At 45.5% G+C, this 16,220-nt stretch carries 18 protein-coding genes and 1 tRNA gene; 6 read left to right on the forward strand and 13 right to left on the reverse strand.

The window, feature by feature from the left end:
* Positions 1–8: 8 nt before the first annotated feature.
* Positions 9–200: a YqzE family protein gene (locus NSS66_RS02265; protein ID WP_023988052.1), complete on the reverse strand. Its 192-nt coding sequence runs from the start codon at positions 198–200 to the stop codon at positions 9–11.
* A 290-nt stretch (positions 201–490) separates the two neighbouring features.
* Here NSS66_RS02265 and NSS66_RS02270 point away from each other — a divergent pair, with 290 nt between their 5' ends.
* Complete coding sequence (locus NSS66_RS02270; RefSeq protein WP_340958385.1) at positions 491–1,252, forward strand: N-acetylmuramoyl-L-alanine amidase; 762 nt, start codon at positions 491–493, stop codon at positions 1,250–1,252.
* On the opposite strand, the gene NSS66_RS02275 is transcribed toward NSS66_RS02270, so the two are convergent.
* The 3 genes from NSS66_RS02275 to NSS66_RS02285 form a co-directional block, all read right to left on the reverse strand.
* Positions 1,227–2,162, reverse strand: coding sequence for a divergent polysaccharide deacetylase family protein (locus NSS66_RS02275; RefSeq protein ID WP_340958386.1), 936 nt, complete (start codon positions 2,160–2,162; stop codon positions 1,227–1,229). The two genes, NSS66_RS02270 and NSS66_RS02275, sit on opposite strands and share 26 nt — an antisense overlap.
* A 125-nt stretch (positions 2,163–2,287) precedes the next feature.
* A complete protein-coding gene (gene msrA / locus NSS66_RS02280; protein WP_340958387.1) occupies positions 2,288–2,800 on the reverse strand; it encodes a peptide-methionine (S)-S-oxide reductase MsrA in 513 nt (170 codons plus the stop codon).
* Positions 2,801–2,870: 70 nt separating this feature from the next.
* A complete protein-coding gene (locus tag NSS66_RS02285; protein WP_053325172.1) occupies positions 2,871–3,710 on the reverse strand; it encodes a MerR family transcriptional regulator in 840 nt (279 codons plus the stop codon).
* A gap of 136 nt (positions 3,711–3,846) precedes the next feature.
* On the opposite strand from NSS66_RS02285, the gene NSS66_RS02290 reads away from it, so the two are divergent.
* On the forward strand, positions 3,847–5,346 hold the full coding sequence (locus NSS66_RS02290; protein ID WP_023988047.1) for an MFS transporter: 1,500 nt from the start codon (positions 3,847–3,849) through the stop codon (positions 5,344–5,346).
* 302 nt (positions 5,347–5,648) lie between these two features.
* Here NSS66_RS02290 and NSS66_RS02295 read toward each other — a convergent pair.
* Positions 5,649–5,732: transfer RNA gene (locus tag NSS66_RS02295), tRNA-Leu, on the reverse strand.
* 223 nt (positions 5,733–5,955) lie between these two features.
* On the opposite strand from NSS66_RS02295, the gene NSS66_RS02300 reads away from it, so the two are divergent.
* On the forward strand, positions 5,956–6,492 hold the full coding sequence (locus tag NSS66_RS02300) for a hypothetical protein (protein ID WP_023988046.1): 537 nt from the start codon (positions 5,956–5,958) through the stop codon (positions 6,490–6,492).
* Positions 6,493–6,634: 142 nt separating this feature from the next.
* Here the strand turns inward: NSS66_RS02300 and NSS66_RS02305 are convergent, their stop codons facing one another.
* The 5 genes from NSS66_RS02305 to NSS66_RS02325 form a co-directional block, all read right to left on the reverse strand.
* Positions 6,635–6,964, reverse strand: coding sequence for a carboxymuconolactone decarboxylase family protein (locus tag NSS66_RS02305; RefSeq protein WP_013309744.1), 330 nt, complete (start codon positions 6,962–6,964; stop codon positions 6,635–6,637).
* A gap of 117 nt (positions 6,965–7,081) precedes the next feature.
* On the reverse strand, positions 7,082–7,303 hold the full coding sequence (locus tag NSS66_RS02310) for a hypothetical protein (protein WP_023988044.1): 222 nt from the start codon (positions 7,301–7,303) through the stop codon (positions 7,082–7,084).
* A gap of 139 nt (positions 7,304–7,442) precedes the next feature.
* Entirely contained in the window at positions 7,443–7,787 is a 345-nt protein-coding gene (locus NSS66_RS02315; RefSeq protein ID WP_007429850.1) for a hypothetical protein, read from the reverse strand.
* A gap of 101 nt (positions 7,788–7,888) precedes the next feature.
* Complete coding sequence (locus tag NSS66_RS02320) at positions 7,889–8,461, reverse strand: xanthine phosphoribosyltransferase (RefSeq protein WP_023988043.1); 573 nt, start codon at positions 8,459–8,461, stop codon at positions 7,889–7,891.
* A gap of 84 nt (positions 8,462–8,545) precedes the next feature.
* Complete coding sequence (locus tag NSS66_RS02325; protein WP_023988042.1) at positions 8,546–9,151, reverse strand: DedA family protein; 606 nt, start codon at positions 9,149–9,151, stop codon at positions 8,546–8,548.
* Between the two features lie 140 nt (positions 9,152–9,291).
* Between NSS66_RS02325 and NSS66_RS02330 the strand changes: the two genes are divergently transcribed.
* A complete protein-coding gene (locus tag NSS66_RS02330; RefSeq protein WP_023988041.1) occupies positions 9,292–10,398 on the forward strand; it encodes a YkvI family membrane protein in 1,107 nt (368 codons plus the stop codon).
* Here the strand turns inward: NSS66_RS02330 and NSS66_RS02335 are convergent.
* The gene (locus NSS66_RS02335) at positions 10,395–11,519 is read right to left on the reverse strand and encodes a glycosyltransferase family 4 protein (protein WP_023988040.1); all 1,125 of its coding nucleotides are present in this window, start codon (positions 11,517–11,519) and stop codon (positions 10,395–10,397) included. The two genes, NSS66_RS02330 and NSS66_RS02335, sit on opposite strands and share 4 nt — an antisense overlap.
* Before the next feature lie 206 nt (positions 11,520–11,725).
* On the opposite strand from NSS66_RS02335, the gene NSS66_RS02340 reads away from it, so the two are divergent.
* The gene (locus tag NSS66_RS02340) at positions 11,726–12,907 is read left to right on the forward strand and encodes a GGDEF domain-containing protein (protein ID WP_053325169.1); all 1,182 of its coding nucleotides are present in this window, start codon (positions 11,726–11,728) and stop codon (positions 12,905–12,907) included.
* Positions 12,908–13,032: 125 nt separating this feature from the next.
* Here NSS66_RS02340 and NSS66_RS02345 read toward each other — a convergent pair whose 3' ends face one another.
* Together NSS66_RS02345 and NSS66_RS02350 are read right to left on the reverse strand one after the other, a co-directional pair.
* A complete protein-coding gene (locus NSS66_RS02345) occupies positions 13,033–13,815 on the reverse strand; it encodes a pseudouridine synthase (RefSeq protein WP_076264293.1) in 783 nt (260 codons plus the stop codon).
* Positions 13,812–15,470: an RsmB/NOP family class I SAM-dependent RNA methyltransferase gene (locus NSS66_RS02350; RefSeq protein WP_076264294.1), complete on the reverse strand. Its 1,659-nt coding sequence runs from the start codon at positions 15,468–15,470 to the stop codon at positions 13,812–13,814. The genes NSS66_RS02345 and NSS66_RS02350 overlap by 4 nt, the downstream gene beginning before the upstream one ends.
* A gap of 163 nt (positions 15,471–15,633) precedes the next feature.
* On the opposite strand from NSS66_RS02350, the gene NSS66_RS02355 reads away from it, so the two are divergent.
* Positions 15,634–16,161 (forward strand): thioredoxin family protein, encoded by a 528-nt coding sequence (locus NSS66_RS02355; protein ID WP_013309735.1) that lies wholly within the window; start codon positions 15,634–15,636, stop codon positions 16,159–16,161.
* The last annotated feature ends 59 nt before the right edge of the window (positions 16,162–16,220 follow it).

Raw genomic sequence — 16,220 nt, forward strand, 5'->3', positions numbered from 1 at the left:
TGGCGAGTTTAATGTCGCTCTCTTCGTTCTCTGCGTGTGGATTTCATCCACATTTTCAGAGCCAGAGGCAACATACCAAACCATTTGCTCACCCACGGCTCTCTGGCTTGTTTTTGACTGCGTCGAACATCACGCGGCGTTTCCATATAGCGAACAATTCGCTGCGTAATATACGTCACCAGTTCGTCACTCTTCGCCATCCTTCATGACCTCCTCAATTCTGCCCCTATCATGTCCATTCACATTGCCTGAAAATATCGGATTTACACGTTAGGTGAAGATACAACTAGCTTGCTCATTTTCCAAAATGTCTAACCCCTGCGAGAATAACTATGCATGGTTTCCCTTAAATGGAACATACTATCTTCAACATAACAGTTGCCTCAAGGCTAATTGTTATGTTTGAAGGCAGCTAAGCTGCTTTAGGTTTGATGTCTGTTATGCATGGTTTTTCAGTAAACAATCAATTCGTCCACTGGAGGAATAGAACGTGCGGAATAAAAAGTTAAACAAGATATGGCTGACAGGGCTGGGGTTGAGTCTATGCATCCTTTGCAGTGCTGTATTTGCCCCATTTACCTATACAGCTGCTCAGCCCGACGAGAAAAGTAACGAACCGAACAAGTATAGAGAGGGTCCATCCAACGTACATTCGTCCTATCACGCTTTTGCCAAGCCCGTTGTCCTGATTGATGTAGGCCATGGCGGTGTGGATGGTGGAACAAGTCACAAAGGGCTTTTGGAAAAAGATATCAATCTCGCCATTGCTCAAAAGCTGTACTTGATCTTACGCTCCCAGGGTTACCCTGCTGTCCTAAACCGGGACAAGGACTACGCACTGAGTGACGATAACCGTTGGTTGCAGTCCAAATCCCGGCACCTTAAAGACCTGGCTCAACGTAAAAGTCTAACAGAACAACTGCCCACCGCTTTGGTTGTAAGCCTGCATGTCAATTGGACCAAACGTACCGAAAAACGTGGACCCATTGTGCTGTATCAGGATGAAGGCAGCAGCTATCTGTTGGCTGAACGGATTCAGCATTCATTAAACCGCTTATTTTGCATGAATAGAGAAACAGTGTACGGAAAACCCTTTTATCTTCTGAATAAAATCCAGCATCCCGCTGTAATTGTGGAAACCGGATTTATCAGTAACGAACAGGACAGAGCCATGCTTTCCGGGGATCGCGGTCAAAAAAGCATTGCTGAAGCTGTTGCCGAAGGCATTATTGCGCATCTGACGGCATGGTAGTGTTGGTGGCTGGGTCTCCAGTCCATCCCCATACAGCACGCACCAAATCGCTAATACCCACAAATTTGGCGTGCTCCTTTAGCTTGGGAACCGATGAATGAAGAGCCGAGGATGTATACATGCCAGACACGCCAACGTGCCCAATCGTTACGCATGTATCGTGCTCGTCCAGCCACTCAACCACTTTTGTAAGTTGCCGATTCACATGAGCGAGTGTATGGACATCATCCAGGAAAATATCATTGCGTACCGGTGGCATTCCCTTTTTAGCGGCAAGTTCAGGTACCACTGACCAATAATTAGTACGGCTGTCGACAAAAAATAGTCCATGCTCCTTACAAACATCAAGAACAATAGACATAATGCGTTTATCCGAAGTGACCTTGGAACCCATGTGGTTGTTCATTCCTATCGCATAAGGAACATCCTTTATGGCTGCTGTCACCTTAGCGCGTACTTCTTCATCCGTCATATTTGCCTTAATTGCTCCGGGTCCAAGCCATTCGGGCTTTCCCTGCTTTGGTTCCATTGGAAGATGGACGATGACATCATGACCACGCTTATGCGCTTCCATAGCGTCCTGCTTGGTTGTAGGCAGGAAAGGCATCACAGCAACGGTAATCTTAACGGGTAAATTTAAAATTTGCTCAGTCCCTTTCATATTATTTCCCAGATCGTCGATAATGACGGCAACCATCTTTTGCGGCACGTCCTGTTTGTCTAATGCTTTTGCAACACCAGTACAACAGACCATGAATAACATGCATACCGAAATACAGAGTACTACGGTTCTCCGTATTTTAGAGCTTGAATGGAATACAGGTACATAAGCTGGCTCTTTCCGGCCGCGAGATGCCTTTAAAGCCTTTTTTATTATGTTTCTCATGTGTAGCTTCCGTCGTGTACTCATTGCGGGTCAGCCTCCTTCTCTGTCCCTTCATTGTGTGAGTAACCTCGTCTAAATATGTATAAGGCAGATCCATGGAATACTCCCTGATCTGCCTTATCGTGCGTAGAAACGTATATTAAAGCCGCTTACCAGTTCTTATCAATAAATTCATCACGGCCTGATTGGGCCCGATCTTCCTTATAGTGCTTCACGTTTTTCTTGTGGTAATCCTGATGATAATCCTCTGCCGGATAAAAAATAGAAGCAGGAAGAATCTCCGTTACAATTGGCTTATCAAAACGTCCACTTTGTACCAACTGCTCCTTGGACTGTTGCGCAAGCTCACGTTGCTGCTCTGTATGATAAAAAATTGCGGGTCTATACTGTGTACCCCGGTCCTGGAATTGACCTTCCCCGTCGGTAGGATCTGTTTGCGGCCAATATAATTCGAGCAGCTTTTCATAAGGAAACAGCTCAGGCTCAAAAGTAATCTGCACCACCTCGTAGTGACCTGTAGTTCCTGTTTTAACCTGCTCGTAGGTCGGATCAGGAATCGTTCCTCCAGTGTATCCTGACACAATGCCATGAATGCCCGGCTGCTCCTCAAACGGAGTCACCATACACCAGAAGCATCCACCTGCAAAAGTTGCTTTCTCCATATTTCATCCAACCTTTCAATAGCTTCAATCATAAAGTGCGTTATTTTTTATCATATCTTAAAAGATAACCTTATAAAAGAAATTTTCTCCCTTTACAAACCTCAACCGATATCCGTATTACATAGTCGTCTGGATTTTTTTCTGCGAAATAGTTGAGCAAATCCACTGCGTACGCACTCCCGCACACAGTCATCCCTTTACTCGCTATATACTCTTTTATAACGGAGTACGCTTCAGACATTGTTTCATATGATCCTCTGTGATTTAAGACAGCATAGAGGCCTTTGGGTTTGGTAACTATTCTCTCTCCCACAGTCGGAGCCTTTAGCTTATTGGCAATATAATCGGAATAATAATCCCCTGACTCAAACCGATCCTTGGATAAAATGGTCCAGATCGGAAACTCATAATCAGTAAAGTGATTTTCGCAATAATCTCGATGTTCACTTAATTTGTGAGCAAACTCCTTATCACCATCACCCTGTTCCAGTTGTGTGGCAATGAAATATTCCTCTTCACATTCTTCTATCGACGGTCCATCGTGTAACTCTCCCTTGGCTTGCTCCGTCATTTCAATGGCATCTTTCAATAGGCTTTGCATCCGTTTTATTCTAATCCGTTCCACTTCAAGGTCATGCAGTTTCTGTTTGAATAGCTCTATGAGCAGAGGCGTATTCTGATTCTCAATAAATTCCTTGATTTCCTGTAGTGAGCTTCCCGCCTTCTTTAGCACATTAATAATATCAAGCGCGTAGCATTGCTGAATGGAGTAAAAACGATAGCCTTTTGAGTTTGTGAATTCTGGTTTCAAGAGCCCGATCTCATCATAATGGAACAGGGTATGTTTGGTGACTCCGCAAGTCTTGGCCAGCTCACTGGTAGTAAAGTATGGGCTGTGACTTTTTGACATAACTCATTCCTCCGTTATGTTTTAGAAGTTTAGTATGTCTATTTTATCCCGAGAATTAGCACTTGACTATAGGGTAACCCTATAGATTAAGGTTTTAAATTGTAATAACTTAAATTTATATTCACGGAGGAACAACATGTCTAAATTCAAACGCTGGTTGGTTCTGGCTATCGTATCAAGCGCTCTTTTGCTTATTGTGATGGATATGACCATCCTGTATACCGCATTGCCGAGCTTAACCCATGACCTCGGTGCATCAGCGTCAGAAAAATTATGGATTCTCAATGGCTACTCGCTCGTTATGGCGGGCCTGCTGCCAGCAATGGGAACGCTTGGGGACCGCTTGGGTTATAAAAAAATCTTTACCCTCGGGTTGCTTGTATTTGCTGCTGCTTCGCTTACTGCCGCCTTTTCCCCCGTGCCCTTTGTATTGGTGGCGTCTCGGGTTCTTCTTGCAGTCGGAGCGTCTATGATGATGCCCGCTACCTTGTCAATCATTAGGGTTACATTTACAGATGAACGCGAGCGTGGATTCGCGATCGGCATTTGGGGCTCCGTTTCTGCAGGAGGAGCAGGACTAGGTCCTATCGTCGGCGGGCTTCTTTTAGAGCATTTTTGGTGGGGTTCTGTATTTTTGATTAATTTGCCGATTGCGATCATTGCTTTTGCATTAACTCTGATTTATGTTCCAAAACATGCGGGCAATAAAGAGAAAAAATGGGATCTTACCGGCTCCATCCAAATCATGATCGCCATGGTGGGACTCATCTATTCCATCAAAGAGTTTGCCCGTCGTGACGGGTCTCCAATATTGGCCGTAATAGGTGCGGTTATCGGCGTCTTGGCACTTATCATCTTTATCCGTCGTCAAAATAAAAGCGCTAGCCCTCTTATTGATCTTACTTTATTTAAAATTACAAGGTTCAGCACCGGATTTATAACGGCCTTGGTGGGTGCATTTACACAGATGGGGATTCAATATATTGTAACTCAGCGTCTTCAACTGGTGGAAGGTCTGTCGCCTCTCCAAGCAGGACTGTACACGATCAGCATACCGATTGCATCTCTCATTGCTGGCCCCTTAACCGGGTCCATATTGCATCGCTATGACGTTATCCGTATTAAAAGCTTCTCTCTTCTGATTGCCGGTCTGGGAATGGGCATCTATCTCACGCAATTTAATTCAGGCATGGCCGGGCAGATTCTTGGATTGGCTTTACTTGGTGTGGGTTTGGGAGCAGGTATGACAGCAGCATCTCACTCCATTATGAACTATGCCCCGGCACACAAAGCAGGCATGGCTGCATCGATTGAAGAAGTTGCCTATGAAATGGGGGGAGCATCAGGGATTGCTATCATCGGAAGCATGTCAACTCTTGCGTATTCCCTAGCTATGAAAGTCCCTACGGGACTCCACGTTCCAGCGAATGTGAAAGACAGCCTGGATGAAGCGCTCATAGCTGCAGAGGGTTTGCCTGCCCAGGCTGCAGAAGCACTGAAAGATGCGGGCCGTTCTGCTTTTGATCAATCCTTTTTTGTTATCCTTGTGGGAGTAACTGCAATTTTGGTGGTAGCTTCGCTAGTTGTCCGTTTGGCAGGGGCGCGCTCCAAGAAAAAAAGAGATGTTGAGTTTTGATACAGTTAATTCCATGTAGTTAATTCTAAACAACTGCCGCTACATCTTACGAGCGGCAGTTGTTTTATTTGTTATTTTTTGAGTGCCTCCAAAAGTCTCGTATTCAGTAGATTCAATTAGGAAAAATCCACCGGAATGCGCTTATAAGGTCATTCCAACAGTAGACTTATTATCCTGTTCTCATAGCTTCGGAGAGATTTCTTCGACACAGGTCTTGGGTAACAACTTAAATCTTTTAAGCATACAAAAAGGTCCGCAAACTGCTACAAAAGCAATTCACGAACCTGTATATTATAAGATGATGCGGTCGAGAGGACTCGAACCTCCACGGGGGTTAGCCCACACGGACCTGAACCGTGCGCGTCTGCCAATTCCGCCACGACCGCATATATGTTGTCATATACCTCGAAAGATCTATCTTTCTTAGCGACAAGATAGATCATACCATGCTCATATCAAGATGTCAAACCTTTTATGTTTGTTAATTTCCCCTTGAAAAAAAAGGAATAATAAACTAAAATAAGAACATAAGTTCTCGAGAACGAAGGTTCTTTTTTTTTTCAATCGGTTATGAATTATCATCACATTTTCCTAAGGCGGTGAATGGTAATGACTTCTTTAGATACTACTCAGCATGAATGGTCTCTTGTGAAAAGTTATCTGCTCCTTACCTTTATTCAAAAAGTATTTGAGCGGGACAGCCTAATTCTTGAAGAAAGCGGTATGCTGAAAACCCCTGATCTTTATGTCGAAATGGTTAACGCAGGTGTAGATCGTACCGGAATCCTGCTATCTGAAATAAAGCATGAATTTAATAAATATCACATTCATGTTCTAGACATACAACAAAACCACTCCGGCGTTCACGCCACCTATATAAGTAAAGGAAATAAAGAGCAGTTCAATATGGCTATGCCAGCATTCCGTAAAGAAATGTATGAGCGGATGCGAGCATATCTGGGGCTCTCGACCTCCATGCCTCATACAGCCGCCCTTCCTTTACTAGAGAAACATCGCCCCGAATTACCAAACAATTCAACTTCCAAACCCCTACGCATCGTTGAACGAAGTTTGGTTACATCCTCTTTGGCCTATAAGCGTAAAACGTCTCGCCCTGCTGCTTTTGCCGCAAGCAGAAGAGCATAGTCCCCGCACAACAAACACGCAAAAGAAAGAAGCTTCCGCAGACACCAACTGTGCTCGGAAGCTCCTTTCCATAACCATCATATATCAAAATCGATCTATATTCGCTATCACGAAGTATAAGCATATCTATTAATGATTTGCTTTATTGCAACGCCTTCTGTACACGCGTAACCCCTTGACTTAGAGCATGTCCTCCACCTACTGCTGCGGCCACAGCAATGGTCTCCATAATTTCCTGATCACTGGCTCCTTTGGACCGCGCCTCGTCCACGTGATAAAACGTGCATACTTCATTGTTGGCAAATAAGCCAATGCCTAGCGCAATCAGTTGCTTGGTTTTCTCATCTAAGCTGCCGGCTTGAAAGCACTCTCCGGTAAAGCGATGATATGCATGAACTACCTCGGGCAACTGATCTTCCAAATGGCTGATTTGATCCTTGTATGCATGTACTTTTTCGTCCATAACCGTCATTGACACAGCACGTCCTCTCTGTTGGATTTCCCTTCATTACTGTGTCCGATTTAGAGTTTCTGTATGCCTAATGAATCGCTCAGTTATTTTTATCCAACACCCATTTGGAACCCCTTCCTAACCCAGATCTATCGGATTGTGACGCGGCTCGCCGAACGGCTGGTATGTATAACTGCGATCCAACTTGACCACACGTCGATTCTGGCGGCGAATAAGCACCTGTTCATCATCCCATGCCAGTACAATGCCAACAACATCGTTGGACTCCAATCCATCGCGTACGACACGCACCTTTTCACCGGAGAGTCGATAAGCATCCAATTCTTCGTCCATAATCATCCTTGTCCCCTCCTTATTCACTTTTTTAACACAGCAACCATGATTCTATATACATGAAAAAAGTTTAAAAAGAGACCTAAACAATCATTTAGGTCTCTTCTCTCTTACTACTTATATGGATTGCCAACAGAGCGACAAATTATCCCGACTGGTTTACACTGTGATCATGTTCTTTTGTATCGTTCTTCTCGTACCAGAAGTCCAGCACTTGTGCAGACAACACTCGCTGATCTACATACTCCACTTGGTGAGCAGTAAATTCTTCTTTCCAAGAGAAGGACAATTCTTCGCATAGGTTAACCAACGTCAACAACTCAGACCAGGCCACATAGCGTTTATACCAAAAAAACTGAGGATGTTCAATCATATAGGGATACAAATCGTCGAATTCCGTATGCTTACAATCCAAGGCACGCTCAAAGTGTACTTTAGCCGCTGCCAGTTTTTCCAGAAAAAACTGTTCGGTCAATTGTTCTTTCCCCATGTTGCTGCCTCCTCTCCAAAACCTTATCTATATTATAAGCGAAATTGAAGCTCATGCAAAGGTTATTATTAGAAATAAGGATCAGGAGTTTTGAATTGTTACTATTCAGCAAACTCAATCTTGCCGTCAGCTAACGACGAAATTTTGACCAATGACTCTACACGAATACCCTGCTCACGGATGGTTCTCGCTCCGGCCTGAAAGCTTTTTTCCACCGCGACACCGAATCCAATCAACTCCGCTCCGGAGCGTTGAATGATTTTAACCATGCCTCGTGCCGCATCACCATTAGCGATAATATCATCAATGAACAGAACACGATCATCTTCGTGAATAAATTGACGAGACAGCATAATATCCGTAACAATACCTTTAGTAAACGAAGGTACGCGTTCACATAGCGCGTCTGGATCAGCTAATAGGGTCTTTTTACGACGAGCAAATACCAACGGTACACCCAATTCCAATGCTGTCGCAAACCCGATGGCAATGCCTGAGGACTCCACGGTCACTACTCTGGTGATCTTCTCTTCCCGGAAACGTGCTGCGAACTCTCGTCCCATTGCCATTGTCAGCTCTGGATCAACCTGGTGATTAAGCAAACCATCCAGCTTCAGCACCTGATCTGATGCAATCACGCCTTCATTTAAAATTCGTTTCTTTAATACTTCCATTACATGACCTCCCACGACATTCCTATGCGGTAAAAGTACCATACTTCACCCGCCGCTTTCAAGCTGTAGCTGCTTTTCATGCGGTCATGTGACATTTTTTTTACGCTTGTTCCAGAACCATGCGGTGATTCCTCCCACAACGATTAAAAGAATAACGACCAGCCCTATCCGATGCGTCACCTTCTCCATTAGCTTCGCCACCTGCTCCCAATGCATGCCCACCGCATGTCCAATCCCCAAAAATGTACCGCACCACAGCAAAGCTCCTGCTGATGCATAACTGATATAGCGAAAAACGCCTAGACGGGTTGTACCTGCCAGATATGAGGATACATGTCTCAAGCCGGGGACAAAATATCCGAACAGGATTCCCCAGGTACCGTAGCGCCCAAACCAATTTTCAGAAGAGGCAATTCTAGAAGGCGTAAGCCTCACCCATTTTCCGTATCGATGCAAAAGTGGTTTGCCCAGCAGACGCCCCAGGGTATAGCTAAGCATCATACCCGTCATACTACCGAAAAATGTGACTGCCAGTGCAGCAATGAAGTTGTAGTGCCCTTGAGACACGAGCCCGCCGAAGGCGATCATTAGCACTTCGTCGGGTATCGGCATACCCGCAACTCCAAGTGCAAGCAAGCCGAACATTGCCAAATATCCGTATTCCAGTATCCATGCAAGGATTTGACCCATAAATTACGCTCCCGTCAAGCTACTCATTAATTCACTTTAATTATTTTCAGTCTCATCCAGTCATGTCCTATTTCAGTTGAACATAGTTTGTATTATATGCTCGCTGCAGCGTTATTCAAGCAGGCAAGGAGGGACTGGGGATGAAACGTAATATTCATGTTTTCCAGATTGCTTTTACATACATCGGTACAATCGTCGGTGCCGGATTTGCTACCGGACAAGAAATTCTGCAATTTTTTACGCAGTACGGTCGTTGGGCTACACTCACTATTATGCTATCCACAATCATATTTGTATGGTTGGGTACGAAAATGATGCTGATCGCTCATGATATTTCAGCCAAATCCTACGAGGACCTGAACAAACATCTTTTTGGCGCCAATGCCGGGAAATGGATTAGCTGGTTCACACTCATCGTGCTGATTGGCGTAAACAGCGTCATGCTGGCAGGAGCTGGCTCTGTTTTTGTAGAGCACCTTCACCTGCATTACCAAACCGGACTGCTTATTACACTGATTGGAACTTATTTGCTGCTAAGTAAAGGCATTAAAGCCATCTTGCATATGAACACCGTGGTTGTCCCTTTGATGATCATCATGTCTCTTCTGCTCGTTCACAGCACGCTCTCCATGCCTAATCCTCAGAGTTTTATTACGAATACGACAGATCACAGTACATTTCGAACCTTGCTCTCTCCACTGCTGTACACGTCCTTCAACCTGACTATGGCCCAAGCCGTGCTTGTACCCCTTGGCAGCCAAACCTTTTCCCGAAGAACCATCCGCTGGGGCGGAGTTTTGGGCGGAATTGGTGTCGGATTTATGCTGATGGCTGCGCACTTTGCCATGTCAGCACATATGCCGGGCATTCAGCAATTTGAAATCCCTATGGGAAGCATTGCTTACCGTCTGGGTGCCTTTGTCGAAATCATATACATTCTACTCATTTTCATGGAAATCTTCAGTACCTTTGTGGCTGACATTTATGGAGTCAGTCTGCAAATTCGTCAGCATGTCCAAATTTCGCCCAAGCTCATCACACTATTCATTATGCTCACCTGTTTTTTAATCAGTCAGTTCGGCTTCAGTTCACTGTTATCTGTCCTTTATCCTATTTTCGGAATGCTCAGTCTGATGTGGGTTAGTAAACTGATCATAGCAGGACGCGGGAGACCTTTCCGTTCCTCACGTCCTCGCTCCAGCTTTCGGCATTCCGATTCCAAACCAGGTGATACTCGTCATGGTTAATGTGGAAATTTCAAATACATTTTCTTCAACTCGTTAACCGCCCGACTTAAAGAATAGCTTGATTTAGCCTTATCGCAGGCAGATCTAGCCAGCTCATAACGATAGGCAGGGTCAGCAATGACCTTCTCTAAAGCGTCTGCCAGTGCCCTCGGATTGTCGGGTGGCACGAGCAGGCCATTTACCCCATCCTCAATCTGCTCCGGTATTCCTCCCACTTCTGTACCTACCAATGCCAGACAACTCAACGCTGCTTCCGCAAATACCGAACCAAAGGCCTCCGCCCGAGAAGGCAAAACAAATACATCAAAGAAAGGCATAAACTCTTCTGGATGAAGGGTATATCCATAAAAAATCGTCTCATGGTATATATCGAGCTGTCGTGCCATCTCTTCCAGCTCAGGGCGAACCGGACCGTCTCCAATAATATGAAGCACAAATTCCAGATTTCTTTTTTTAAGTTCAGCACAGGCCCGCAATAAAATATCCAGTCCTTTCGCCGGAACAAGGCGGCAAACGGTTATGAGCTGTGTCACTTCATTTTCGTGTGGAATGGGCTTGAAGCGCTTCTCATCATATCCGTTCGGAATGACTGCAATGTCTTGCGGATTCTGAACGTAAGGAGTTAAGTAATGCTGAAAAGAATGAGATACCGCTATCAAGCGATCCGCCTTCTGCTCCATTTCCCCATACAGTGACACCAAGAATTGGTGTTCAGGCCCGTTCTCCTCTATTTTCCCGTTTAGAATTAACTCCTTCTCATAGGAAGAGTGAATCGTCTGTACGAGCGGAATGTCAGGAAAAACAGTTTTCATGGCGATTCCGGCAATAGGATGATGGGCATGAATGAGGTCATAGGGCTTCTGAATACGAAGCCGTGTCCACCACAAATAGTCACGGTACGTCTGAATATATTTTTGGACGATTGGATATTGTTCATATCTCGTCCAGTCAAAGGTATCAAAAGTTACTTCGTCCCTACCCTTGTTGCGAATCCGTTTAGGGATTGAAAATAGCTCCATTTCCCAACGGGGGGATGTAAATCGCTCTTGCAGATATGGAATCATGGATGAAACGCCTCCCGGTTGCTCGGGTGGGAAAAAGAGAGCCTGTAGCAATTTCATGACGTGCTTCCCCTTTCAAGCATTAAACTGCCCGGATCACAGATTGTATGTATAGGTTTCCGGATTTTCTGAAAGATGATATATTGAGAATAAATGTTAGTCACAAAAGAAAATTATAACATTTTAAATGGGATAAATCCTGTCTATTGTATCGGAACGGTATCATCCGTTCAATAGATTGACTACTTTTGCAAATGGAGTCGGTGATGTTGACGTTGTTGTCCTTATCGGGAACCTTGGGTTTCCCATCTCTGGCCGGGGCCGTAAGTGCAGCCTGCGGTTTGTATATTATACTCATGATGGCACTGATGTGCGTGATCATATATAGCAGACAACGAAAAAGAGCCTATATCCTTTTTTCGGTTGCCGCTATTATTATTATGACATATGAAGCCATGAATCTCTATTCAGCAGGCGGAGGCAAGATGCAACTTCAAGGAATCGTGTGGAAAAATGCGCTGGAGGCGTCTGCCTTCGTGCTCATCAATGCCGCCGTATTTCAACTCTACCGGAAGCTGAAACGTGTGCAGACATGGACCTTGATGCTGCTGGGTGCGTTATTGATTTTGCCGGTTATTGCCTGGACTGCAGGTTTGTTACCCGCTTGGATCAGCACAGCGAAACTAGTTGGATTCACTCTGTTTTATCGAGTACTGGTACTTATACTGAGCCTTGTGTTCATAACCCCACGAATCGGACAGCCAAAGAAGTATGTAGCGGGCTTATTCATGTATTTGCTCTGGCTCGGCTATTTGTGGCTGCGAAATGACATCCCTGAAGAAGCAGGCAGGTCAAACGCAGTCCTATATATGTCATTTTTACCATTGCTGTACTATACTACGTTGTTCATCATCCTGTTTGAACGGATTGTGGAGCTGCTCCAAAGGATTTATCGTTCTTCCATCACCGATGGTCTGACAGGGCTGTATAACCGCAAATATTTTTCGGGACGACTACGGCGATATATGGATCAAGGAATCCGCGTGTCGGTCATTTTTTGCGATATTGACAATTTCAAAAAGCTGAATGATACGCAGGGCCATGCTCGTGCGGATGAAGTACTCAAACAGGTCGCACAGATTATGGAGGATGAACTGGATGAAATCGGACTGACCGGACGATACGGTGGCGAGGAACTGGTCGCAATGGTTGTGGATCGACGTGCCAAGGTTGGACATGTCGCAGAACGTATCCGCGAGCGGGTCGCGGAAGAAAGCATTGTCACGATCAGTGTCGGATACAGTACAGTGAAGAAAGAAATGAACCCGGATGAACTGGTCAAGCAGGCCGATCAAGCAATGTACATATCCAAAACGACAGGTAAAAACAAGGTTACAGCTTATAAAGCAGCCGAAGTGAAAAAAAGCCGGGCAGCACGCGCACAATAATTCGTAAACTGCGATTCAGTGTTGAACGTTGAGTTTGAATAATTCTCTGTCAGGTTGTCTATATCATAAAATGACGCACAGGAATCTCATAAGAGCCTGTGCGTCATATATATTTAATCTGCCTATCAAACTTCTGACGTTGCAGATGCTATATCCCGGCCGATCCATGCCAATTCTTCGCTAGTCAGCTCTCGATAGCTGCCCAGTGGAAGCTGTTCATCCAGCTTCAATGGCCCCATGGCCGTTCTTTTCAAATAGGTCACCTTTTTACCAACCGCCTCGAACATACGCTTCACTTGATGAAACTTACCCTCATGGATTACAAGCGAAATATAGGAAATGACTTCTCCATCTGCCTGGTACGGATGTTCGTGACGAAGAATGGTCAACTGCGCGGGAAGGGTAACATACCCATCATCCAGTTCCACTCCTGCTGTAAATTGATGAATATCCCCCTCCGTGACATGACCCGACACGGTAGCCTCATACGTTTTAGGGACATGCCGCCGTGGAGAAAGTAGTTCGTGCGCTAGCTTACCGTCGTTGGTCAACAACAATAGTCCTTCTGTATCTTTATCTAAGCGTCCTACTGGAAAGGGCTCAAAAAGTCGTTCTTCCGCACTCAGCAAATCCAGCACCGTCCGCTCCCTCGTATCTTCAGTTGCAGATATGACGCCCGGTGGCTTGTGCAGCATGATGTAAATATACTCCCGAAAAACAACAAGTTCCCCGTTCACTTCAATCTGATCCTGGTAGGGATGAACCTGTAAGCCGCTATCCTTGGTGGTTCTCCCGTTTACCGTGATCATCCCTTGCTTAACTTGTCTCTTGATATCACTACGGGAGCCATATCCCATATGGGTTAAAACTTTGTCCAAACGTTGCGTTTGTCTTCCTTTTCCACTCATACCGATGTCCACCTCCAGCCTGTAGGGTATTCATTTTTGAGCATGCCGTCCTGCCATTTGCCCCACCCAGCCGAATAACCATCAATGCACACGAGAGTATAGCCTTTGGGCTGGACTTCGTTCCGCAGTGCCATTCTCTCAACGGGGATGGACAAGGTCTCACCTTTTAAATACCGGATGGCCTCAGCATCTGAACTGGAGAGATTGATGCTTCTAACCGTCTCTGAAGGGCGTAATGCCACCGCCAGCGGATGTGAAGGCACAAAGCGACCATTCTTGTCGGTACCCATAAACCAGCCTGGTCGCACCACCTTCAGGCCGTCCAAACGATGTGATGCCAGTGGCGACTGATAAATGCGATCTCCGTAAACCACCGTATAGCCTGTTAAGCACACCTCCAGCTGCTCCTTCACAAATTGGTGATAGGACTCCAGCACATCCTGTGGGGAGCGTGCAGCGGATTTTACATTTTCTTTGCCAGAACGGGACTTATTGCCACCCAAGCCGCGCGCGGACTTTCCTTTACCGGAATTCCCGTCCATTCCTTTACCACTTCGTTTAGGCTCACCAGTCGCATGTCTTCCTTGACCGCTTGGCGTCAGCGCTTCCTTGACGGACAAAAACTGCTTCTTCCGTGAATACGCTGCATCTATGTTCAACGCCCTGTCATTCTTGTCCTCAAATGGAGTCAAATCCTCTGATTCAGTGTGATCTTCCATCGCAGCAGCATTGCCACCCCGATGTTGCAACACAGCGATAAAATGGCCTTCTCCCTCTACGAGATGCGGCCAAAGGCGTGCTGTTTCCCGCAGTTCAGGGTGTGCTGCCGCGACCTCTTCACTCATCCATTCCGGATGACCTGGTGCAAAGCCTGATGGAACAGGGACTACGTCAAAATCGGGATGAGCCCCCAGAAATTCTGCGATCATTCCTTCATTTTCTTCTGGCGCAAAGGTGCAGGTCGAATAGACAATTCTCCCTCCTGCGCTCAGCATTGAGGCCGCTACACGCAAAATGTCCCGTTGCATGACTACACATTTATCCACCGAATGCGTCTCCCATTGTTTTGCCATATCCTCATCCTTGCGGAACATACCTTCTCCCGAGCAAGGTGCATCAATTAGTATCTTGTCAAAAAAATGAGGAAAGGCATCGGCGATTCGATCTGGGCTTTCATTCAGTACCACGGCATTACGTACACCGTACAATTCCACATTTTTAGCCAACGCTTTGGTTCGGTCCGTGCTAATATCATTTGTCACCAATACGCCGCTTCCTTGTAGTTTGGCAGCTATTTGGGTCGATTTCCCGCCCGGTGCAGCGCACAAGTCCAATACAGCTTCGTCCTGAGCTACATTGAGCAGCTCAACTGGAGACATTGCACTCGGTTCCTGTACATAGTACAGCCCCGCATGGTAGTAAGGATGTAACCCCGGCTTTGTACCGTGCGGAATGTAGAAACCCGTGGCACACCACGGAATCGGCCGCAGTTCGAACGGAGAACGTTCCTTAAAGTCCTCCACCGGAATTTTTAACGTATTGACGCGAATCCCGGCATGGGGCGTGTGGTCATAGGCGGTCATAAATGCTTCAAATTCGTCGCCGAGCAATTGCTCCATGCGCTTTACAAATGCTGTGGGGAGCTGTACACCCATAATCGTAATCATCCTGTCCTTTTAAAATAAATTTTATTGTACCATATTCAACCTGTTATCCTGCAATATCGGTGTGATTTACAAACTTTCACTACAAGCTGTAATGTTGTATAATAATGAGATTCATAGCTACATATTTTGAATTTTGATAGGAGAGATTGCATTGAACGCACAAAAATCCAACAAAAAAAAGCTTATACCTGTCATCGGCTTTTTTGTTGTGCTGGTCATTTTGCTTGGAGTGCTACTCGCTTTAAATTCAGGCACTAAGAACAAGCTGTATGGCGTTTCCACAGCCTCGTTAAATCCTGCTACTCAAGAGTTGCTGAATGACCCGAACTATCAGCAAATTATTAAGCCGGAAGATCTACAGAGCAAAATTGATAAAAAGGAAAACTTTTTCGTCTATCATTTCGCGTCCGACTGTGTGCATTGCCGCGCCACTACTCCCAAGCTCTTGCCTTTGAGCAAGCAGGAGAACATCACGATGCACGAATTTAACCTGCGTGAGTATGAGGATGGCTGGGACAAGTATAAGATTGAGTATACCCCTACGCTCATTTATTACGAAAAAGGCGTGGAAAAGGAACGTATGGTAGGCGGGTTGAAGGAAAGTCCTTCGGACAATGGGTACACACTCGACGATTTCAAAGCCTTCTTTGAGAAATATAAAAAGAACGTAACCTCCTAGTCAAACGTTCACACACCTGAAACGATAAAGCAGCCCGATCCCCATGAAACGGATCGGGC

The organism is Paenibacillus sp. FSL R10-2748 (assembly GCF_038005565.1).
Taxonomy (GTDB): Bacteria; Bacillota; Bacilli; order Paenibacillales; family Paenibacillaceae; genus Paenibacillus; species Paenibacillus polymyxa_B.